Below are 21,136 nucleotides of genomic sequence, written 5' to 3'. Positions count from 1 at the left end.
GGAGGCGGATTTGACCGGACGCGGCGCGACGGGCCGCTTCCGGTCAGGAACATGGAGCCGGGGCGTCAGGCGTCAAGCCAGACACGGCTGGCGACGTAACCGTTGGAGACGTCGTTGCCGATGTCGTGCACATAGCCCTTCACCTGCTTGGAGCAGGCGTTGAGGTAGTCGTTGAAGACGGGCAGGATCAGGCCGCCCTCGTCGCGCACGATGAGCGCCATGGTCTTGTAGAGTTCGCGGCGCTTGGTTTCGTCGAGCTCGGCCCTTGCCTGGAGAACCAGCTTGTCGAAATCCTCGCGCTTGAAACGCGTGTCGTTCCACTCGGCATTGGAGACATAGGAGGTGGAATAGCGCGAATCCTGCGTCGGGCGCCCGCCCCAGTAGGAAGCGCAGAAGGGCTGGACGTTCCAGACATTCGTCCAGTAGCCGTCATCCGGCTCGCGCTTGACATCGATGGCGATGCCCGCCTTCTTGGCGCTTTCCTGGAAGAGCACGGCGGCATCCACCGCACCGGGGAAGGCGGCTTCTGCTGTGCGCAGGACGACCGGGCCGGAATGGCCGGATTTCTTGTAGTGGAAGGCAGCCTTGTCCGGATCGAAGGCGCGCTGCTCGATGCCCTCGGGGGCAAGCGCATAGGCCGCGTTGACCGGATAGTCGTTGCCGAGCGTGCCGTAGCCGCTGAGCGCCCGGTCGAGGATTTCCTGACGGTCGACGGCATATTTCAGCGCGAGGCGCAGGTCGTTGTTGTCGAACGGCGCCGTGTCGCAATGCATCAGGAAGCTGTAGAAGCCCTTGCCGCCGGTCTGGAGGATTTCGACGATCGGCGCGCGCTTCAGGAGCTCCACGGTCTTCGGCTCGACCGAACTGATGAAGTGGACCTGGCCGGAGGAGAGCGCCGCGATGCGCGCGGTCGTATCGTTCATGACGATGATCTCGACGCTGTCGACGAAGCCGCGGTCGGAACGCCAGTCGTTCGGGTTCTTCTCGAAGGTGGTGCGCACGCCGGCCTCGAAGGAGGTCAGTTTGTAGGGGCCGGTGCCGACCGCCGCGTTCGGGTTCTCCACGCCGCCGGCGGGCTGAATGACGAGATGGTAGTCGGACAGGATCAGCGGAAGGTCGGCATTGCCTTCGGCCAGCGTGATCACGAGATCGCCGGCCTTGTCCTCGAAGCTCTTGATCGAGCCGAGAAGGCCGAGCGCGCCCGACTTGGAGTTCGCATCCGAATGCCGCTTCAGCGTGGCGAGCACGTCGGCGATCGTCATCGGGCTGCCGTCGTGGAACTGCACGCCCTTGCGGATCTTGAAGGTCCAGGTCGCGGCGTCGGCGGATGCCTCCCAGGATTCGGCGAGCGCCGGAACGGCGACGCCCGTATCGGGATGGGATTCGACCAGCGTATCGCCCCAGCAGCGGCCGGTCACGAAAGCGACGCCGGCGCTGTAGCCGGCGGGGTCCAGCGTGTCCGTCGCCGCGCCGCCCTTCAGGCCAAGCTTCAGGTGCCCGCCGCGCTTCGGCTCCTGGGCGGATGCGCGGCCCGGGGCAAAGGTCGTCGCCGTTGCGGCCAGCACACCGAAGGCGGCGGCGCTGCCGAGGAATTCCCGGCGGTTGAGGCCGCCGGCGGAATTTACATCAGGCTTCCAAATACGCGTCATGTCGTTGGTTCCCCATTTTTGCACCCCGGAGACGACCGGAGCCGTATGACAAGTCGTAGCGAACATATGGCCGGGTGAGAATTTCACGACTTGACGCGGATTTACGCTGCTTTACGCTCTCCTCCATTCTGGAGTGAGCCATGCAATCGACGCCCTTTTCCATCAATCTCCGGCACGCCTGCAGCATGCGCAAGTCGGTGTCGGAAATCTGCCGCCAGCTCGGCATCAACCGGCAGCAGTTCAACCGCTATGTGAACGGCGAGGCGGCGCCTTCGCCGCACAACCTGGCGCGGATCGCCGCCTTCTTCGGCGTCCGGCCGGCGGATTTCTCGCTCGACCCGGCATTGTTCGAGCAGCACCTGGTGAACGCGGCGGGCGGGTCTTTCGGGACGGACGTGCTGCACGCCTGCTTTCCCGGCAACCTGCAATCCCTGCGCCGGCATCTCGGCTACTACCAGACCTATCATGTCTCCCTGTCGTGGCCGGGCATGATCGTCTGTTCGTGCGCCCGGCTGGACGAGCATGAAGGCGCGGTGCGCGTGAAATCGATCGAACGCATCCAGGACCGGCCGCACGAAATCCGCCAGTTCTCGAAATATGTCGGGCTCGCCTCCTTTCTTCGCAATCGCATCTTTATCGTCGAGCGCAGCACCGGGCCGGAGCCGATGATCGCGCAGACGATCCTGACGCCGTTCGAAACGCACCAGCGCCTCTACCTGAAGGGCATGACGCTCGGCGTTTCCTGGCGAAAGCAGAACCTTCCCTATGCATCGCGCGTCATCTGGCGCCATCTCGGCACGGATACCGACCGGCGGCAGCTGCTTTCCCGCTGCGGCGTGCTGCAGCCGGGCTCGCGGCAGCTTCCCCCGACGGTGCGCGAATTCCTCGACATGAGCGAAAACCCGGCGGCCTCCATTCCCTTCAGCGACGCATAGGCCGCCGGCACGCCGCTTGCCGGTCCCGGAAAACTCGCCTACGAAAGAACGAGCAGGGAGGGGCGCCATGCAGGATCGAGAAGCGGCTTCGGACGATGCGGCACGGCCGGAGGATCCGCAACGCGCCTATAAGGTGCTGATCGCCGACCTTGTCGGCCTGCGGTTCGATCCGGAGGGCAAGCCGGACCCCGGCGAGGTGCGGGCGCATATCGAGGCGCGGGGCGGGACGTTCCATGAGGGCGCGTACGAGAAGGAAGAGCTGCCGCCGGGCATCCATTTCTTCTACCAACCCGATCTCAGCGCCGAGGCCGAGATCATCGCGCAGACGGCCGACGGCCGCTACGACGCGCTGATCGCGGCCGCGACCTTCATCCCCAAACAGGCGATCTTCCCGCTCGGCGGCGTGCGCATCGGCGCGGGCACCGGCAATATGGGCTCGGCCTCCTGGGGCGGCGGCGACGGAGAGGGCGGCGCGGCGCCGCTGATGAACACGCCCGGCATTAACAGCCGCGCGACGGCGCAGATGGTGATGAAGGCGATGCTGAAGGTGACGCCCGACCTGCCGGTCGATCTCCTGCACCAGCGCGTCGCGGCCGGCGATTTCGATACGGGCCGCGACCTCAAGTCCTATCCGACCGCCAAGCTCGAGGGCATGCGGATGGCGGTGCTCGGCTACGGCAATATCGGCCGCGAGGTGGCGAAACTCGCGCACGCCTTCGGCATGCGGGTGGTGGTCCATGCCCGCCCGGGACATCGGCAATGGATCGAGGCGGAGGGCTTCGACTATGCCGAAACGCCGCTGGAGGCGGCGTCGGGCGCCGATGTGCTCTCCGTGCATGTCGGCCTCGGCCGGCTGGATGAAGCGACGCGGCGCTATGCCAATGCGGGCATTGTCGATGAAACCGTGCTTTCGGCAATGAACCGCGGCGCGGTCGTCGTCAACTACGATCGCGGCGAGGTGGTGGATGTGCCCGCGCTCGACCGGGCGCTGACCTCGGGGCAGGTGCGCCATGCGGCCATCGATGCCGACCTCTTCAAGAGCGCGGCGAGCGGCGTGCTCAGCGGGCCGATGCTGCCCTATCTGAAGCTCGCCGAGCAGCATCCGGGCAAACTGGAGCTGCTGCCGCATGCGGCGGCCGATACGGACCATCCCTCCCGCGTCGCGGGCGCCTGCCAGGCGGTGGACCAGATCATCGACGTGATCCTTCATCGCCGCGTCACCAATCTCAAGGGCGACCTGCCGGAGGGTTATGCCGATGCCGGCCCGAAGGTGCCGCAAGGTATCGGCCGGGTGAGCATCGCGACGCTGGCCGCGGCCGCCGTCGATCCACGCTTTATCGAACTGCATGCGCTTTCCCGCGAGATATCCGATACGCTCGAGGCGATCGTGGAAGCGGTCGCGGAGGGCATGACGCACCAGCCGGCAAAGGGCGACGTCGCCTCGCTCACCCATCTCCTGCTGCGACAGCGCCGTCTCATCGAAGCACTGGGGCTGGACGGGCCGGCGGAGGCGTGAGCGCGGGAACTTTCATGCCGACCGCAAGTTCCTTCCCTGACACGATCTTCAGGGAGTTCAGCCATGACCCACCAGCAGGACGAACGCGGCGATCCGCTGACCCGCACCCATGAACCGGCCCGCAAGGACTATGCGGCGCGGGAAACCCGGCAGGGCGGCCTCGGCCGGCCGGTGCTGAAAGTTCTCGGCATCAGTCTCGCCCTTGCCTTCCTCGTCTGGGGGGCCGTCGAAATCTGGGGCGAGCGGGTCGATCCCACCAGTCCGGTCGACAGCTCGCAAACCTCCTCGACCACGAACGGCACCCAGACGCCGACCCAGGATACGATCGACGACAGCGTACCGGGCGGCGGCCAGACGGTGCCGACGGACCGTGATCCCACGCAGCAGTCCGGCACCGGCGGCGACAGCCAGCGCGTGACGCCTGACGGCACCGCGAACTGACGACGCCTGCGGCCGGTCCTAAAGGCGCCGGCCGTATTGCTGCATGACGGCCATCAGCGCGTCATGCCTGATGGCATCAACGCGCAGACGGTCATGCGGTGTGCCGCCGGCATCTTCCGCCGCCAGCATCGCATTCACCACGGCCTCCTCGACGCTCTCCACCGCCGCCAGATAGGCCGGATCGAGATATTCGTCGTTGACCATTTCAAGCCTGAGCATTTCCGGCGCGCGATGGGGTATCGGCTGCGGATTGGCGGTGGAGAAGGCGAGGAAGATGTCGCCGGAATTGTTGCCGCCCGGCGTGCCGCCCCGGCCGATGCCGATGGCGGCGCGGCGGGCAAGGCGTTTCAACTGGTGGGGCGCCATCGGGAGGTCCGTGGCCATGACGACGATGATCGATCCGCGTTCCTTGAGCTGGCTTTGCGGTGTGTTGTCCTGCAGGTGCTTGCCGACGGGAACGCCGCAGATCGTCAGCCAATCGCGCTGGCCATGGTTGGCCTGGACGAGCGTTCCGATCGTATAGTCCTTACCAGCATAGGTGACGACGCGGGAGGAGGTCCCGGTGCCGCCCTTGAAGCCATAGGCGATCATGCCGGTGCCGCCGCCGCAATTGCCTTCCGAAACGGGACCACGCGAAAGGTTTTCGAGCGCCGCGCGCGCATCCGCTTCCGTCACCGGCATGCCGTTGATGTCGCTGAGCGCCCCGTCATAGGTTTCGGCAATGACGGGCATCAACCAGAGGTGGTCGCCGACCTCGTAGGTCGAGGCGTAGCGCTCCAGCATCCAGCGGATCGTCGCGTGATGGGTGATGCCGACGCCGTGGGTGTTGGTGATCATGACCGGCCCGAGGAAGGTGCCGCCGTCCTCGATCCAGTGCGTGCCGGTCATCTCGCCGTTGCCGTTGAAGCGGTGCACGCCGGCATAGACGGGCACGGGCGTTTCGCACCCGCTGTGCGGCAGGATGGCGGTGACGCCGGTGCGCACCGGCAGCTTGCGGCCGGGGCGCGGGGTCTCTTCCTGGAGGGTGCGGAAGCCGACGGCGATGCCCTCGACATCGGTGATGGCGTTGAGGGGGCCGGTGGGTCCGGTGAAGGGCAGGCCGAGATCGCGGGCGCGGGGTTTTGTCTTTTGGGTCATGTCATTTCTGCCGGGAGCGAAGGTAGAGGCCGAGCGAGGCGACGACGAAGGAGAAGGTCAGCATCATCACGGCGATGGCGTTGATCTCCGGCTTGATGCCGCGCCGAAGCATGGCGAAGATGAACATCGGCAGGGTCGTGACGTCGACGCCGGCGATGAAATAGGTGATGACGAGATCGTCCATCGAGATGATGAAGGCGAGCAGCGCGCCGCCGATTATGCCGGGCAGGAGCTGCGGAAAGACCACCCTGCGGAAGGTCGTCCATTCGTTGGCGCCGAGATCCGCCGAAGCGTGCTCCAGCGTGCGGTCCATGCCGGCAAGCCGCGCGGTGACGACGATGAAGACATAGGACGTCAGGAAGGTGCACTGGCCGATGATAATCGTACCGATGCCGAGGCTGACGCCGGCATTAACGAAGAAGATCAGGAGCGCGATGCCGAGCACGATATCCGGCATCAGCATCGGCATGAACATGACAACGCGGTAGAAGCGCCGGCCGAAGAAATCGAAACGGTAGAGGGCGATCGCCATTGCCGTGCCGAGCACGGTGGCGATGGCGGTGGTGGAGGCGGCGATCCTCACGCTGTTCCACACGGCCTGAACGAGCTGGTCGGTGGATTCGAGATAAAGCGCGTTTTCCGAGATCTTCGTCTTGAAGCCGAGGACCTGGGCGTACCAGTCCGTGGTGAACCCGGTCCAGGTCATCATGTTGACCGGGTTTGCATTGAACGAATAGACCGCGATCAGCGCCAGCGGGATATAAATGAAGGCGAAGAACAGAGCGGTATAGGCAAGGAGGCTACCGCGGGCGAGGGTGGCGAAAATCTTCATGGCCCTCTCCTCAGCGACCGGGCGCGGCGTCGAGGCCGCGGCGGCCGGAAACGACCACATAGATGAAGAGAAGCACCAGCATGACGCTCATCACCATCATGGCGAGCGCCGAGCCGAAGGGCCAGTTGCGCGCGGCAAGGAACTGCTGCTCGATGAGGTTGCCGAGCATCATCACCTTGGCGCCGCCGAGGATGGTCGGGACGATGAAATTGCCGAGCGCGGGAATGAAGACGATGACCGCCCCGCCGGCAATGCCCGGCGCCGTCAGCGGCAGGATGATGCGCCAGAAGGTGCGGACCGGCCCCGCGCCGAGATCGAGCGAGGCACGCACCAGCGTCCAGTCGAGCTTTTCGACGCTGGCATAAACTGGCATGAACATGAAGGGAATGAAGACATAGACCATGCCGAGGATGATCGCGCCCTCGGTATAGATGAGGTCGAGCGGCCGGGCGATGAGGCCGGTCTTCAAAAGCACACCGTTGGCAAGCCCGGTCTGGCGCAGGATCAGCACCCAGACGAAGAGCCGCACGATGAGGCTGGCGAAGAAGGGCAGCGTGATGAGGAAGAGGCAGAAGTTCTTCCAGCGCTCAGAAAGACGGCTGATACAGAAGGCGGCCGGGTAGCAGACGAGAAGCGTTGCGACCACCGTCAGCGCCGCGATCCGCAGCGAGCGGAGGAAAATCGCGATATAGACCGGGTCGAAATCCTCGAACATGGGATCGGCAAAGCCGAGGATGCGGCCGTAGTTATGCGGATACCAGACCCATTCCACGCCGCCGTAAAGGCCGGGCGCGAGGAAGCTCGTCACGATCATGATGGAGAGCGGGCCGAGGAAGAAGACCGCGAGGAAAAGCGAGACCGGCCCGAGCAGGACGGCAAGCTGGGCACGGCGGCGGGAGGCGATGGACGACATGTCAGGCAGCCTCCGCCGGAATGAGGTGCACGGCCGCCGGATCGTAGGCAAGGCGCGCGCGGCGCGACTGCTCGACCGCGCCGACGAGGCCGCGGCGCGCGGCGGGAATTTCCGCGATGACGCGCCGGCCCGTCGCCGTGCGACCGAAAAGCTCGAAGGTCGAGCCGACGAAGACGATCTGCTCCAGGTCGACATCGAGCGCCGGCGTGTCGCCGGCCGTCTCGGTGAGGAAGAACTGTTCCGGGCGGATGAGCGCGGTCGCGGCACCGGTCGCGCCGGGGCAGCCGTGGGCGATGGCGATGCCGTCCTGCGTCAGGAGCTGTCCGTCGCTGACCTCTCCCTCGAAGAGATTGCTGGCGCCGACGAAGTTGGCGACGAAGCTGTTCCTCGGCTGGTCGTAGATGGCGCGCGGCGTGTCGAGCTGCTGGATGCGCCCGCCCGAGAGAACGGCGACGCGGTCCGACATGGTCAGCGCCTCCTGCTGGTCGTGGGTGACGAAGATGAAGGAGATGCCGAGCTCGTTCTGCAATGTCTTCAATTCGATCTGCATGGCCTGGCGCAGGTTCTTGTCGAGCGCCGAAAGCGGTTCGTCGAGCAGGAGCAGTTTCGGGCGGGCGATGATGGCGCGGGCGAGCGCCACGCGCTGCTGCTGGCCGCCGGAAAGCTGGCGCGGCTTGCGGCTTTCCAGCCCTTCCAGGCCGACCATCGCGAGCGCATCAGCCACGCGCCTCATCCGCTCGGGCTTGGCGACGCCGGCGACTTCCAGCGCATAGCCGGTGTTCTCGCCCACCGTCATATGCGGGAAGAGCGCATAGTTCTGGAACACCGTGTTGACAGGGCGGCGATAAGGCGGCCGGTCCGTCATGTCCTCGCCGTCGATCAGGATGCGGCCGGAATCGAGTTCCACGAAACCGCTGATCGCCTGGAGCAGGGTGGTCTTGCCGCAGCCCGACGGCCCCAGCAGGGTCAGGAATTCGTTGCGCCGGACGTCGAGGTCGATGGCGTCGAGCGCCGTCACCGCCTGTCCCTCAGGCGTGGCAAAGACCTTCGCCGCCTTCTCCAGGCGGACTATGGATTCTCGCATCGTCGTTCCCCAATTTGTTATAAAAATAACGCTTGTGCGATTTAGATATGTGGATACCATTTACCCATCCAAGTCAACGGCCGAAAGAAGCCGGGACGGGAACAGGCGGCGCAAAGGAAAGCGCCGGGGCCAGAACGGCCGAACCACCAGAGGAGAGTATTCAATGACGAAATCAGATCGTGCCGGCGCATCCGGCCTTCGCGCCTTGACGCGCCGCACCGCCCTTTCCCTCGCCGCCCTCCTGGCGGCCGCCGGTGTCGCCGGCGCCAGCGAGCTCAACGTCTACAACTGGGGTGAATACATCAATCCGGAAGTGCTGAAGAAATTCGAGGAGGAGACCAAGATCAAGGTCAACCTCTCGACCTATTCCTCCAACGAGGAGATGCTGGCGAAGATCCAGGGCGGCGCGACGGGCTATGACGTGGTCTTCCCGTCCGTGCACATGCAGGACATCATGGCCAAGCTCGACCTCCTCGAAAAGACCGACATCAATACCTATGAGGGCTTCAAGAACATCGATCCGGCCTTCCTGCGCGCAAAGAGCGACCCGAACGGCGAATATTGCCTGCCCTATGCGTGGGGTTCTGTGGGCATCATGTATAACCGCAAGATCCTCGGCAAGGACATCACCGGCTGGAAGGACCTGATCGAGACGGTCAAGGCCAAGGGGCTGAAGTTCACCCTGCTCGACGACATGCGCGAAGTGCTGGCCGTCGGCCTCATCCTCAACGGCCACAAGATCAACTCGACCGATCCGGCCGAACTCCAGCAGGCCGCCGATACGATCATCGCCATGAAACCCGACATCGCGGCCTTCACCTATGACGAACGGCCTATGGTGCAGGCGGGCGACGTAGCCGCCGGCCACGCCTTCGTCGGCGCCATGATCGACGTCTTCGGCAACGAGAAGGACCTCGGCTACGTGATCCCCGAGGAGGGCGCGACCATGTACCAGGAGGACATCTGCGTGCTGAAGAGCGCGCCGAACAAGGAGAACGCCATCAAGTTCCTCCAGTTCTATACGCGTCCGGAAATCGTCGCCCTCAACGTCTCGCAGCAGACCAACGGCACGGCCAATGTGCCGGCGCGGGAATTGACCGTCGAAAAGATCAAGAATAGCAAGGAAATCAACCCGCCGGCCGAGACGATGGCGCGTCTCCAGATATTCGAGGATCTGGGTCCGGCGCTGCGTCAGGTGGACCGCGTGTGGACGCGGGTCAAGACGGCCCAGTGAGCGCGGTGTGAGCGCGGTTGATCCCCGCCCGTCTCCGGACGGGCGGGAGCTTGAAGAGAGGGGCGACGTGTCGAAACGCATTGTGAAGCTCGTTCAGTCCGACGACCTCCGGCGGTCGAAATCCGACAAGCTGATCGCCCATTACATCGAGCGCAACCTCGCCGAGCTTCCCTTCGAGACGGCGCGCTCCATCGCCCAGCGGCTCCAGCTCTCGCCGATGACCATCGGCCGGTATCTGCGCCGCATGGGCTTCGACGGCCTCGACGAATTGAAGAACGAGTTGCGCCACGGCAGTTCCAATCCCGCCTGGCAGGTCAAGGGCCAGGTCGATCGGCTGGAGCAGGACCGCAAGGAAGGCAAGCTGCTCGCCGGCCTCATCCAGCAGCAGATCGACAATCTCGGCCAAATCTACGCCATCACCAATGCGCCCGAATGGCAGCAGACGATCGACGCGCTGATCGGGGCAAGCGAAGTCTATGTCGCCGCATACCAGAACGTGCGCGGCATCGCGCAGTATTTCGCCAGCCAGCTTTCCTACACCCGCCCGCGCGTGCAGTTCGTCGATGGCCTCAACGGCACCTATGCCGAGCTTCTCGACGGCTCCGTCGACGGGCGTCTGCTGTTCCTGCACGATGTGCGCCGCTTCGCCGCAAAGGCCCGGCCGCTGGCGCTGGAGGCGCGGCGCGCCGGCGTCAAGGTCGTGCTGCTGACCGACGAATTCTGCCCCTGGGGACCCGAAGTCTCCGACATCTGCCTGATCGTGCCCGGCTCGCACGGCCCGCTCTGGGACGGCGCCGCCACCATGACGGCCGTCATGGACCTGATGCTCAGCAATGTCATCGTCGTCATGGGGGACGCCGTCAGTGAGCGCGTCGATACGCTGACGCGCCTGCAGGACGTCTTCGGCGATTTCGAGACCTGATCGCCATCCCTGCCTTGACGCTGCCGCGCGGCGCGGACTAAGGATGGGCCGACGGTTCCCTGAAGGATGACTCCCAGGGGATTAATAGGGAACACGGTGCGGACGACCCAACAGGGACCCATTCCGTGGCTGCCCCCGCAACTGTAGGCGGATTGCCGCCTGTCCTTGGACGCGTTCGGCGTCATGCCACTGCGGTTTCCGCGGGAAGGCAGACAGGTCGCAGATATCCGTGAGCCAGGAGACCTGCCGTCAGAGCAACAATCCCAGTCACGGGCGGGGATGCCCGGAACAGGAGACGCCATGACGATTCCGGCTGCCGCCTACGGCAGGCTTCCCTTCGTTTTCTCCCGACCGAACGCGCCTGGCCCTTCGCGGCCTGTCGCCTGAGCCCGCACGCTTTCATCTTTCCGGGAGAAATCCATGACCATGTTCCCCGCGGCCACTCGCGCCGCATCCTTCCTTTCCGCTCTTGCCGGCGCCGCCGCCCTTCTTGCAGCCGGCGCGGCCCAGGCCGCCGAGACGCAGTATCCGCTGACATTCGAAAATTGCGGCCGCCCGGTCACCTTCCAGAAGGCGCCGACGCAGACCGTTTCGATCGGCCAGAGCTCCACCGAAATCCTCTATATGCTCGGCCTTGCCGACAAGGTCGTGGGCACGGCCCTCTGGGTCGGGCCGGTGCTCAAGGGCTATGAGGAGGTCAACGCCAAGATCGACCGCCTCGCCGACAACGAGCCGAGCTTCGAAAGCGTGCTCGCCAAGAACCCCGATATCGTCACCGTGCAGTTCCAGTGGCAGATCGGGCCGGAAGGCGTCGTCGCCAAGCCCGAGCAGTTCGAGGAACTCGGCATCCCCGTCTATACCTCGCCGTCCGATTGCGTCGGCAAGGAGAACAGCGCGGCAAGCGATGGCGTGCGCCACCAGGTCTTCACCATGGAGCTCGTCTATCAGGAGGTCCGCGAGCTGGCCGCGATCTACAACGTCAAGGAAAAGGGCGAAGAGGTCGTCGCGGCGCTGAAAAAGCGCGAGGAGGCGGCCCGGACGAAGGTTGCCGCTGCCGGCGGCAAGCTTTCGGCCGTCTTCTGGTTCTCCAGCGCCGCCGATGCCGATCCCTATGTCGCCGGAAAGAACGGCGCGCCGGGCTACATCATGTCGGCGCTCGGCATCGAGAACATCATCAAGACCGACGACGAATGGCCGACCGTCGGCTGGGAGACCATCGCCAAGGCGTCCCCGACGATGATCGTCGCCGGCTCGATGGAACGCCGCCGCTATCCGCTCGACAGCCTCGAAGCCAAGCTCGACTTCCTGAAGACCGACCCGGTCGCAAGCCTGATGCCGGCCGTCACGAACGGCCATGTCTTCGACATGGACGCGCAGGCGATGAACCCGACGATCCGCACGATCGAGGGCATCGAGCTTCTTGCCGATGCGATCGAGAAGGCTGGCCTCGCAAAGTGACCGCCGATCACCCCCTTCTGCTCCGCACGGGCGCCGCTTCCGCGGCGCTCGTGCTGCTGCTTTTCGCGCTCGGCATCGGAGCGGCAGTGGGCGAGACGGCGATACCGCTCGACGTGGTGGGAAAGACGGTGGCCAACCGCCTCTGGCATGCCGGCTATCCGCTGGAGCCCATCGACGAGGGCATCATCTGGAACTACCGGCTGAGCCGGGCGGTGGTGGCGGCCTGCTGCGGCTCCGCGCTCGCGCTGTGCGGCGTCGTGCTGCAATCGCTCCTGCGCAATGCGCTCGCCGATCCCTATATCCTCGGCATCTCGGCAGGCGCCTCTACGGGCGCGGTCAGCGTCGCGATCCTCGGCGTCGGGGCCGGCGCGCTGACGCTGCCTGCCGGGGCGTTCGTCGGCGCGCTGGTCGCTTTCGGCCTCGTCAGCGCGCTTGCCGTCCGCGCGGGGCGGGGAACGGGCGCGATCATCCTTGCCGGCATCGCGGGCTCGCAGCTCTTCAACGCGCTCACCTCCTTCATCGTCACCAAGGCGGCGAGCGCGGAACAGGCGCGCGGCATCATGTTCTGGCTGCTCGGCAATCTCTCCGGCGTGCGCTGGCCGGATGTCTGGCTGGCGCTTCCCGTCGCAATCGCCGGCCTCATCGTCTGCCTCTGGCATGCGCGCGCGCTCGATGCCTTCACCTTCGGCGCGGAATCGGCCGCCTCGCTCGGCATCCCGGTGCGCCGCGTCTATGTCGTGCTGATCGCCATCTCCGCGCTGATGACCGCGACCATGGTCTCCATCGTCGGCTCGATCGGCTTCGTCGGCCTCGTCATTCCCCATGCCGCGCGCATGGTGGTCGGCGTCCGGCATGGGCTCCTGCTGCCCGCTTCCGCCCTGATCGGCGCCATCTTCATGATCGCCGCGGACGTCCTGTCGCGCGTCATCATCCCGGGCCAGGTGCTTCCGATCGGCGTCATCACGGCGCTGTTCGGCGCACCGGCCTTCGCACTCATCCTCAGCCAGAGGAGAACGGCGCGATGACGCTTCTGGCAACGGGTCTCCACTGGTCGGCCGGCGGCACGACGATCCTGTCGGATGTGTCGCTCGACGTGCGCCCCGGCGAATTCCTCGGCATCATCGGCCCGAACGGTTCCGGCAAGACCAGCCTGATGTCGCTGCTGGCCGGCATCCGCAAGCCGCAGGCCGGCGCGGTGACGCTCGACGGTGAGCCCTTGTCCGTTCACGGCCGGCAGGCGATCGCCCGGCGCATCGCCTTCGTGGAGCAGCAGGCCGAGACCACCGAGCGCATCACGGCAAGGCAGGCGGTCGAACTCGGCCGCACGCCGCATCTCGGCGCGCTGACGCCCTGGTCGCGGACGGACGACGCCATCGTCGACCGCGCCCTCGAAGAGGTCGACATGGCGCATTTCGCCGGGCGGCTCTGGCACACTCTCTCCGGCGGCGAGCGGCAGCGGCTGCACATCGCCCGAGCGCTCGCCCAGCAGGCGCCGATCCTGCTGCTCGACGAGCCGACCAACCACCTCGACATCGGCCACCAGCTCGGCCTGCTCCAGCTCGTGCGCGAACAGAACCTTACCGTCGTCGCCGCCCTGCACGACCTCAACCACGCCGCCATGTTTTGCGACCGCATCGCCGTCATGCGCGGCGGGCGCATCGTCGCCCTCGGCGCACCCGCCAAGGTGCTGGAGCCCCAGCGATTGCAGGAGGTCTTCGGCGTCACGGTCGATGTCGAGCGGGACGGCGCGGGCGGCTGCTTCATCCGCTATCGCCGGCCGGAACCGCGGCCGCCTCGGCTGAAGCTCGTCGCGAACGAGGGGAAATGATGCACGGCCGGCTTTCCAACAGCCATCTCAAGGAAGACATCCGCGACTACTGGTCTAGCCGGTCCGAAACCTTCGACCTCGCCTTCGGTCACCGCATTCCGCAAGGCCCGGAATTCGACGCCTGGGCGGCAGCGATCCGCGAGCGCCTCGGCCCCGAGCCGCGCCGGGTGCTGGAGCTTGCCTGCGGCACGGGGGAGGTGACGCGGCTGCTGCTCTCACTTGGCCATGATGTGACGGCGCTCGATTTTTCAGAGGCGATGCTGGCGGTCGCACGCCGAAAGCATGCCGGGGCGAGGGGACTTCGTTTCGTGCTTGCCGATGCGGAAAACCCGATGGAGCCGGACGAGAGCTACGACGCCATCGTCTGCCGCCATCTCGTCTGGACGCTGACGACGCCGGAGCAGGCATTCCGCGAGTGGCATCGCATGCTGAAGCCCGGCGGCACACTGCTGTTCTTCGATGGCGACTGGGCCGCACCCACCCGGCTCGGCCGGCTGGCCAGCCGCGCGATCGCGGTCGTCGACAGGTTCATCGGCACCGATCCGCATTATGACGGCGCGATGAGCGATCGCCACGCCAGCATCATGGAGCGTCTGCCCTTCGGCGAGGGGCTGACGGTCGAGCGCGTGCTGCCGCTGCTCGAAGCAGCCGGCTTCCGGGACATGACGATCGGCTCGCATGCGCCGATTGCGGCCGCGCAGCGCCGCACGGCGGATCTGCGCAACAAGCTGCGCACGCTGCTCTATCGCCGCTTCATCCTGTGCTGCCGGAAATAGCCTCTGCTTCCGGCTCGACCGTCAGCTTGACCCGGTCGGCGGCAAAGCGCGTGCGGGAGAACTGGATCGGCGTGCCGTCGAGATCGGTGTTCACCGCCGCCGCGACGAGAATGATCGCGCCCGGCGAAAGCTTCAGGTGCCGCATGTCTTCGCCCTCGGCGTGAATGGCCGATATCTCCGTCGACCGGCGCACATAGTCCGGCACGCCGAGTTCGCGGAAGGAGGCGGTGATCGATCGCGTCCGGTCGTAAACGGCGGCGATGTCGCCGAAGCGCTCGGCCGGAAAGTAGTGCGTCCCGCAGGATATCGGCCGCTTGTCGGCGCTGTTGACCGTTTCGAGGCGCACGCAAAGCGAACCTGTCGCCAACCCGAGCGCTTCCGCCACGAGGGCAGGCGCAACCTCCGTCGCCGACCCCAGCAACTTGCCTTCGAGGTCGCGCGTCTGGTTGCCGAGGCCCTGCGAGAAGCGGGTACGGCGCGAGATGGGAAAGCGCAGGCGGTCGCGGCGCTCGATGCGCGTGCCGATGCCCTGGATGGGCCGGACGATTCCTTCCTCCGCCAGCGCCGCCATGGCGCTGCGCACCGTATGGCGGTTGACGCCGAAGCGGCTGGCCAGCGCCATTTCCGGCGGCATCATGCCCGTCTGGTCGAAATCGCCATTGTTTATCGCAAGGCGCATGCGGTCCGCGATCTGCCGCCAGAGCGCCACGCCCGATTGCCGTTCCACCATTTTCGCCCCCGCGATTGCCCTCTGTCACACCCTTGTCATCCCGACCGATTAAGACCAGACTTAGATGTTTAGTTGTCTAGACTAATAGACATTTGGAGATGAGGCAATGACATCCTTTCAAAAAACTGCCGAAGCGGCCGCGGCGAGTGCGGCTACCGACCGGCAGAAGGCGATGGGCCTGCTGGCGAAGGCGAGCCGGGCCGAATTGCAGGCGGCGTGGGACGCGCTCGGCGACAAGCCGACAGTGCAGCCCGTGCGCGGACCGGAAACGGGCCTCGTCATGGTGCGCGGCCGCATCGGCGGCGGCGGTGCGCCGTTCAACCTCGGCGAGGCGACGGTGAGCCGCGCCAGCATCCGCCTGGAGGACGGCACGGTCGGTCATGGCCAAGCGCTCGGCACGGACGGCGCCAAGGCGAGGCTGGCGGCGATCTTCGACGCGCTGTTCCAGCGGCCGGACAGCAAGGCCGCGGTGGAAACCCTGCTTGGCGCCATCGCCACGCGCGTAGCGGAAGAGGATGCGGCCACGGCCCGCCAGACGGCCGCCACCCGCGTCGATTTCTTCACCATGGTTCGCGGAGAGGACTGATGACAGACACACTTGCCTTTGCCGGCGGTTTCCAGGAGCCGGTGTTCGAGGCCCAGGCGGTCTTCCGCACGCTGATGGACTGCATGGCCCGCCCCGGCACGGTCGGCCACGTAACCGCAAGCGTCCTGCCGCCCAAGCCGCTAAGCCCGGCCGCCGGCGCAGTCGCGCTGACGCTCTGCGATCATGACACGCCGGTCTGGCTGACTCCGGCGCTCGCCGCCTCGGCACTGCCCGGCTGGCTTGCCTTCAATGCCGGTTCGCCCGTCACCGACGAGCGCCAGAACGCCCGCTTCGCCTTCGTGGAGCAGGGCGCGATGTTGCCCAATCTCTGCCTCTTCGCGCAGGGCACGCAGGAATATCCGGATCGCTCGACGACGCTAATCGTCGAGATCGCCTCCTTCGAGGGCGGGCGTCCGCTGGTCCTGACCGGGCCCGGCATCCGCAGCCAGGAGGAGATCGCACCCGTCGGCCTGCCGGACATGTTCGCGCATTTCTGGTCGGAGAACCACCAGAGCTTCCCGCGCGGCGTCGATCTGATCCTCGTTGCCGGCGACAATATCCTGTGCCTGCCGCGTACCACCGTTCTTCGCGTGAAGGAGGCCTGACCATGTATGTTGCCGTCAAGGGTGGCGAAGCCGCCATCTCCAACGCCCACCGCCTTCTCGCCGACCGCCGGCGCGGCGACCGCTCGCTGCCGGCCATCGGCATCGAGCAGATCGTCGCCCAGCTCGGCCTTGCCGTCGACCGCGTGATGGCGGAAGCCTCGCTCTATGACCGCGCGCTCGCGGCGCTTGCCGTCCGGCAGGCGCGCGGCGACATGATCGAGGCGATCTTCATCCTGCGTGCCTACCGCACGACGCTGCCGCGTTTCGGCTATTCCAAACCGGTCGAGACCGGCGCGATGCTGGTCGAGCGCCGCGTGTCCGCGACCTACAAGGACCTGCCGGGCGGCCAGCTTCTCGGGCCGACCTTCGACTATACCCACCGCCTGCTCGACCCGTCGCTGCTGACGGACGAGGCGGTCGATGCACCGCTGGAGCGCGGCGAGGCCGGCGAGCCGGTCATGCGCGTTTCCGACATTCTCGCCGGCGAAGGCCTTGTCGAGGACGATGGCAGCATGCCCGAGGGCCATATCGCTGGGGATATCACGCGCGAGCCGCTGGAATTCCCGATGGCGCGGGACTTGCGCCTGCAGGCGCTTGCCCGCGGCGACGAGGGCTTCCTGCTGGCGCTCGGCTATTCCACCCAGCGCGGCTACGCCCGCACCCATCCCTTCGTCGGCGAAGTGCGCATCGGTGAGGTCGAGGTGGAGCTGGACATGCCGGAACTCGGCTTTTCCGTCTCGCTCGGCCGCATCCAGGTCACTGAATGCCAGATGATCGCCCAGTTCAAGGGCTCGGCGAAGAACCCGCCGCAGTTCACCCGCGGCTATGGCCTCGTCTTCGGCCAAAGCGAGCGCAAGGCCATGGCCATGTCGCTGGTCGACCGGGCGCTACGCGCGGAGGAATTCGGCGAGGACGTCGTGGCGCCTGCGCAGGACGAGGAATTCGTCATCTCCCATTCCGACAACGTGCAGGCGACCGGCTTCGTCGAGCACCTGAAGCTGCCGCACTACGTGGATTTCCAGGCCGAGCTCGACCTCGTGCGCCGCATGCGCCGCGAATACGAGGTCGCACAGAATATCGAACTTCCGGAGGCCGCAGAATGAGCACGGCAGAACTGGCGACCTACAACTTCGCCTATCTCGACGAACAGACGAAACGCATGATCCGCCGCGCGATCCTGAAAGCGATCGCGATCCCCGGCTATCAGGTGCCCTTCGCCTCGCGCGAAATGCCCATGCCCTACGGCTGGGGCACCGGCGGCGTGCAGGTGACGGCGGCGATCCTCGGCCCCGCCGATGTGCTGAAGGTCATCGACCAGGGCGCGGACGACACGACCAACGCCGTCTCCATCCGCGCCTTCTTCCAGAAGGTCGCCAATGTGGCGGTGACGACGAAGACCCGCGAGGCGACGATCATCCAGACGCGCCACCGCATCCCCGAGGAAACGCTCGCCGCCGGCCAGACGCTCGTCTACCAGGTGCCGATCCCCGAACCCTTGCGCTTCCTCGAGCCGCGCGAGACCGAGACGCGCAAGATGCATGCGCTGGAAGAATACGGCCTGATGCACGTCAAGCTCTACGAGGACATCGCGCGCAACGGCCATATCGCGACGACCTACGCCTATCCGGTGAAGGTGGAGGGCCGCTACGTCATGGACCCGTCGCCGACGCCGAAATTCGACAATCCGAAGATGCACATGTCGGAAGCGCTCCAGCTCTTCGGCGCCGGCCGCGAAAAGCGCATCTACGCCGTGCCGCCCTATACAGAGGTCGTCAGCCTCGATTTCGAGGACCACCCCTTCGAGATCCAGACCTTCGACAAGCCCTGCGCGATCTGCGGCGCGGAGAATGTCTATCTCGACGAAGTGGTGCTCGACGACAAGGGCGGGCGGATGTTCGTCTGCTCGGACACCGACCATTGCGAGGAACGCTGCGCCAACGGCCATCGCGGGCACTTGGCGTATGACAAGGAGGCCGCCGAATGAGTCGTGCTCACCCCCCTCTGCCCTGCCGGGCATCTCCCCCTCAAGGGGGGAGATCGGCAAGCGGCAAAAACCTCACTCAGACAGCAACGTTAGAGATGGACGAAACGGTGCTCCACCCAATCTCCCCCCTTGAGGGGGAGATGCCCGGCAGGGCAGAGGGGGGTATTGCCGCCTCCCGCACCATGGAGGCTACCCGATGACCGACACCCCCCTTCTCAAGGTCCGCGACATCTCGAAATTCTATGGCGCACGCATCGGCTGCCAGAACGTCTCCTTTGATCTTTGGCCGGGCGAAGTGCTGGCCATCGTCGGCGAATCCGGCTCCGGTAAGACGACCCTGCTCAACTGCCTTGCCACCCGCCTGATGCCGACCTCCGGCTCGGTCGAATACCGCATGCGCGACGGCGGCATGCGCGACCTTTCCCGTATGAGCGAGGCGGAGCGTCGCTTCCTGATGCGCACGGACTGGGGCTTCGTGCACCAGAACCCGGCGGACGGCCTGCGCATGGCCGTGTCGGCCGGCGCCAATGTCGGCGAGCGGCTGATGGCGGTCGGCGAGCGGCACTACGGCAATATTCGCGAGACGGCCGGCAACTGGCTCGGCCGCGTCGAGATCAGCGTGGACCGTATCGACGACCAGCCGCGCGCCTTTTCCGGCGGCATGCGCCAGCGCCTGCAGATCGCCCGCAACCTCGTCACCTCGCCGCGCCTCATCTTCATGGACGAGCCGACCGGCGGCCTCGACGTCTCGGTGCAGGCGCGCCTGCTCGATCTCTTGCGCGGCCTCGTGCAGGATCTTGGCCTTTCGGCGATCATCGTCACGCACGACCTTGCCGTCGCCCGCCTTCTCTCCCACCGCATGATGGTGATGAAGGACGGCCTCGTCATCGAGCAGGGCCTGACGGACCGCGTGCTCGACGATCCGCGCGAAGCCTATACCCAGCTCCTCGTTTCCTCGATCCTGCAGGTTTGAAAGCATGATCCCGAAAAGTGGACCCCGGTTTTCGGACAAGACCATGCGTCAAAAGGAAAAATGACATGCCCACACCCCTCGTCGTTTCCGAAGTGGCGAAGAGCTTCACCATGCATCTTCGCGACGGCATCCGCCTGCCGGTGATGTCGAATGTCGCCTTCTCGGTGAAGGCAGGCGAATGCGTCGTGCTGGGCGGCCCGTCCGGCATCGGCAAGAGCTCGCTGCTCAAGATGGTCTATGGCAACTATGCCGTCGACAGCGGCCAGATCCTCGTCGAGCACGAGGGCAGGCTGCTCGATCTTGCCACCGCCGATCCGCGCACCATCCTTGCCGTCCGGCGCGGCACGCTCGGCTATGTCAGCCAGTTCCTGCGCACCGTGCCGCGAGTCGCGGCCGTCGATGTCGTCGCCGAGCCGTTGCAGGCCCGCGGCGTCGAGGCGGCGGAGGCCAAGGCCGCGGCCGAGACGATGCTGGCCCGGCTCAACCTGCCGCGCGAACTCTGGCAGCTTCCGCCCGCCACCTTCTCCGGCGGCGAGCAGCAGCGCGTCAACATCGCGCGCGGCTTCATCACCGACCACCGCATCCTCCTGCTCGACGAGCCGACCGCCTCGCTCGACGCGAAGAACCGCGCCGTCGTGGTGGACATGATCGCGGAAAAGAAAGCCGCCGGCGTCGCGCTGCTCGGCATCTTCCATGACGAGGACGTGCGCGAAAAGGTCGCCGACCGCATCATCGACGTCTCCGCTTTCTCGCCGCGAAAGGCCGCCGCATGACCCGGCTTTCCGAAACGCCGTTGATCCATCCGACGGCAACCGTCTCCGACACGGTGCTCGGCCGTTACACCGAGATCGACGAGAACTGCCGCGTCAGTGAGGCCGAGCTCGGCGACTATTCCTACCTGATGAACGGCACCTCCGTCTGGTGCGCGATCATCGGCAAGTTCGCCAACATCGCCGCCTCGGTGCGCATCAACGCGACCAACCATCCGATGTGGCGCGCCACCCTGCACCACTTCACCTACCGCGCCAACGACTACTGGCCGGATGCCGAGCAGGAGGCCGATTTCTTCTCCTGGCGGCGCGGGCATCGGGTGACGATCGGCCACGACGTGTGGATCGGCCACGGATCGACGATCCTGCCGGGTGTCACGATCGGCAACGGCGCTGTCATAGGCTCGGGCGCGGTCGTCACGAAAGACGTCGAACCCTACATGATCGTCGGCGGCGTCGCGGCGAAAGTCATTCGCGAACGTTTCCCGCGAAGCATTGCCGAACGCATGGAAAAACTCGCCTGGTGGGACTGGGATCACGCCCGGCTTCGCGCCGCGCTGGACGACTTTCGCAAACTTGACGCAGAAGCCTTCCTCAGCCGTCACGACGGCTGAGACCACCTTTCGAATGCCGGAATTCCAGGCCTGTGGACTGTTATTTTTCCGACACGAAAGTGACATCGCCCCTTCATCAACAGCGTTTAGAGCCAGTTCCGAAAACGACAGGACCCAACCCCGGGCCAAGTGTTAAGGAAGAGGGATCC

At 65.8% G+C, this 21,136-nt stretch carries 21 protein-coding genes, 1 pseudogene and 1 riboswitch; of the genes and pseudogenes, 16 read left to right on the top strand and 6 right to left on the bottom strand.

Annotated features, from left to right (window positions below):
* Nucleotides 1-65: 65 nt before the first annotated feature.
* Complete coding sequence (locus tag Q9316_RS21220) at nt 66-1,649, bottom strand: ABC transporter substrate-binding protein (RefSeq protein ID WP_306035725.1); 1,584 nt, start codon at nt 1,647-1,649, stop codon at nt 66-68.
* A 140-nt stretch (nt 1,650-1,789) separates the two neighbouring features.
* Between Q9316_RS21220 and Q9316_RS21215 the strand changes: the two genes are divergently transcribed.
* The 3 genes and pseudogenes from Q9316_RS21215 to Q9316_RS21205 all read left to right on the top strand — a co-directional run bounded on the left by Q9316_RS21215 (nt 1,790) and on the right by Q9316_RS21205 (nt 4,541).
* The gene (locus Q9316_RS21215; RefSeq protein WP_306035724.1) at nt 1,790-2,584 is read left to right on the top strand and encodes a helix-turn-helix domain-containing protein; all 795 of its coding nucleotides are present in this window, start codon (nt 1,790-1,792) and stop codon (nt 2,582-2,584) included.
* Nucleotides 2,585-2,672: 88 nt separating this feature from the next.
* Nucleotides 2,673-4,100, top strand: a pseudogene (locus tag Q9316_RS21210) (NAD(P)-dependent oxidoreductase); the annotation flags it as partial.
* A 63-nt stretch (nt 4,101-4,163) separates the two neighbouring features.
* On the top strand, nt 4,164-4,541 hold the full coding sequence (locus Q9316_RS21205) for a hypothetical protein (RefSeq protein ID WP_306035723.1): 378 nt from the start codon (nt 4,164-4,166) through the stop codon (nt 4,539-4,541).
* 18 nt (nt 4,542-4,559) lie between these two features.
* Here the strand turns inward: Q9316_RS21205 and Q9316_RS21200 are convergent, their stop codons facing one another.
* The 4 genes from Q9316_RS21200 to Q9316_RS21185 are packed head-to-tail and all read right to left on the bottom strand — an operon-like array spanning nt 4,560 to nt 8,507.
* Entirely contained in the window at nt 4,560-5,678 is a 1,119-nt protein-coding gene (locus Q9316_RS21200) for a DmpA family aminopeptidase (protein ID WP_306035722.1), read from the bottom strand.
* A 1-nt stretch (nt 5,679) separates the two neighbouring features.
* Nucleotides 5,680-6,510, bottom strand: a complete 831-nt coding sequence (locus Q9316_RS21195; RefSeq protein ID WP_306035721.1) for an ABC transporter permease — start codon at nt 6,508-6,510, stop codon at nt 5,680-5,682.
* Between the two features lie 10 nt (nt 6,511-6,520).
* Nucleotides 6,521-7,423 (bottom strand): ABC transporter permease, encoded by a 903-nt coding sequence (locus Q9316_RS21190; RefSeq protein ID WP_306035720.1) that lies wholly within the window; start codon nt 7,421-7,423, stop codon nt 6,521-6,523.
* Between the two features lies 1 nt (nt 7,424).
* Nucleotides 7,425-8,507 carry an ABC transporter ATP-binding protein gene (locus tag Q9316_RS21185; RefSeq protein ID WP_306035718.1) on the bottom strand — a complete coding sequence of 361 codons (1,083 nt, stop codon included), beginning with the start codon at nt 8,505-8,507 and terminating at the stop codon, nt 7,425-7,427.
* Between the two features lie 163 nt (nt 8,508-8,670).
* Between Q9316_RS21185 and Q9316_RS21180 the strand changes: the two genes are divergently transcribed.
* The 6 genes from Q9316_RS21180 (at nt 8,671) to Q9316_RS21155 (ending at nt 14,725) form a co-directional block, all read left to right on the top strand.
* A complete protein-coding gene (locus Q9316_RS21180; protein ID WP_306035717.1) occupies nt 8,671-9,741 on the top strand; it encodes a polyamine ABC transporter substrate-binding protein in 1,071 nt (356 codons plus the stop codon).
* A 67-nt stretch (nt 9,742-9,808) separates the two neighbouring features.
* Nucleotides 9,809-10,663: a MurR/RpiR family transcriptional regulator gene (locus Q9316_RS21175; RefSeq protein ID WP_306035716.1), complete on the top strand. Its 855-nt coding sequence runs from the start codon at nt 9,809-9,811 to the stop codon at nt 10,661-10,663.
* A 35-nt stretch (nt 10,664-10,698) separates the two neighbouring features.
* A riboswitch (cobalamin riboswitch) is annotated at nt 10,699-10,928 on the top strand.
* Between the two features lie 155 nt (nt 10,929-11,083).
* Nucleotides 11,084-12,121 carry an ABC transporter substrate-binding protein gene (locus tag Q9316_RS21170; protein WP_306035715.1) on the top strand — a complete coding sequence of 346 codons (1,038 nt, stop codon included), beginning with the start codon at nt 11,084-11,086 and terminating at the stop codon, nt 12,119-12,121.
* A complete protein-coding gene (locus tag Q9316_RS21165) occupies nt 12,118-13,146 on the top strand; it encodes a FecCD family ABC transporter permease (protein ID WP_306035714.1) in 1,029 nt (342 codons plus the stop codon). Before Q9316_RS21170 ends, Q9316_RS21165 begins: the two co-directional genes overlap by 4 nt.
* Complete coding sequence (locus Q9316_RS21160; RefSeq protein ID WP_306035713.1) at nt 13,143-13,949, top strand: ABC transporter ATP-binding protein; 807 nt, start codon at nt 13,143-13,145, stop codon at nt 13,947-13,949. The genes Q9316_RS21165 and Q9316_RS21160 overlap by 4 nt, the downstream gene beginning before the upstream one ends.
* A complete protein-coding gene (locus Q9316_RS21155; protein WP_306035836.1) occupies nt 13,949-14,725 on the top strand; it encodes a class I SAM-dependent methyltransferase in 777 nt (258 codons plus the stop codon). Before Q9316_RS21160 ends, Q9316_RS21155 begins: the two co-directional genes overlap by 1 nt.
* Here the strand turns inward: Q9316_RS21155 and phnF are convergent.
* On the bottom strand, nt 14,703-15,470 hold the full coding sequence (phnF, locus tag Q9316_RS21150; protein ID WP_306035835.1) for a phosphonate metabolism transcriptional regulator PhnF: 768 nt from the start codon (nt 15,468-15,470) through the stop codon (nt 14,703-14,705). The genes Q9316_RS21155 and phnF overlap by 23 nt on opposite strands.
* A 91-nt stretch (nt 15,471-15,561) precedes the next feature.
* Here phnF and phnG point away from each other — a divergent pair, with 91 nt between their 5' ends.
* The 7 genes from phnG to Q9316_RS21115 all read left to right on the top strand — a co-directional run bounded on the left by phnG (nt 15,562) and on the right by Q9316_RS21115 (nt 20,987).
* Nucleotides 15,562-16,041 (top strand): phosphonate C-P lyase system protein PhnG, encoded by a 480-nt coding sequence (phnG, locus tag Q9316_RS21145; RefSeq protein WP_306035712.1) that lies wholly within the window; start codon nt 15,562-15,564, stop codon nt 16,039-16,041.
* Nucleotides 16,041-16,646, top strand: coding sequence for a phosphonate C-P lyase system protein PhnH (gene phnH / locus Q9316_RS21140; protein WP_306035711.1), 606 nt, complete (start codon nt 16,041-16,043; stop codon nt 16,644-16,646). Before phnG ends, phnH begins: the two co-directional genes overlap by 1 nt.
* A gap of 2 nt (nt 16,647-16,648) precedes the next feature.
* A complete protein-coding gene (locus Q9316_RS21135) occupies nt 16,649-17,749 on the top strand; it encodes a carbon-phosphorus lyase complex subunit PhnI (RefSeq protein ID WP_306035710.1) in 1,101 nt (366 codons plus the stop codon).
* The gene (locus tag Q9316_RS21130) at nt 17,746-18,630 is read left to right on the top strand and encodes an alpha-D-ribose 1-methylphosphonate 5-phosphate C-P-lyase PhnJ (protein WP_306035709.1); all 885 of its coding nucleotides are present in this window, start codon (nt 17,746-17,748) and stop codon (nt 18,628-18,630) included. Before Q9316_RS21135 ends, Q9316_RS21130 begins: the two co-directional genes overlap by 4 nt.
* A 196-nt stretch (nt 18,631-18,826) precedes the next feature.
* Complete coding sequence (phnK, locus tag Q9316_RS21125) at nt 18,827-19,603, top strand: phosphonate C-P lyase system protein PhnK (RefSeq protein WP_306035708.1); 777 nt, start codon at nt 18,827-18,829, stop codon at nt 19,601-19,603.
* A 65-nt stretch (nt 19,604-19,668) separates the two neighbouring features.
* Nucleotides 19,669-20,376: a phosphonate C-P lyase system protein PhnL gene (phnL, locus tag Q9316_RS21120; protein WP_306035707.1), complete on the top strand. Its 708-nt coding sequence runs from the start codon at nt 19,669-19,671 to the stop codon at nt 20,374-20,376.
* Nucleotides 20,373-20,987 carry a DapH/DapD/GlmU-related protein gene (locus Q9316_RS21115; protein WP_306035706.1) on the top strand — a complete coding sequence of 205 codons (615 nt, stop codon included), beginning with the start codon at nt 20,373-20,375 and terminating at the stop codon, nt 20,985-20,987. Before phnL ends, Q9316_RS21115 begins: the two co-directional genes overlap by 4 nt.
* The last annotated feature ends 149 nt before the right edge of the window (nt 20,988-21,136 follow it).

It is taken from the genome of Shinella zoogloeoides, assembly GCF_030733845.1.
Lineage (GTDB): Bacteria > Pseudomonadota > Alphaproteobacteria > Rhizobiales > Rhizobiaceae > Shinella > Shinella zoogloeoides_C.
Note: the sequence above shows the minus strand (reverse complement) of the source record. Positions and strands in the feature narration are given on the sequence as shown.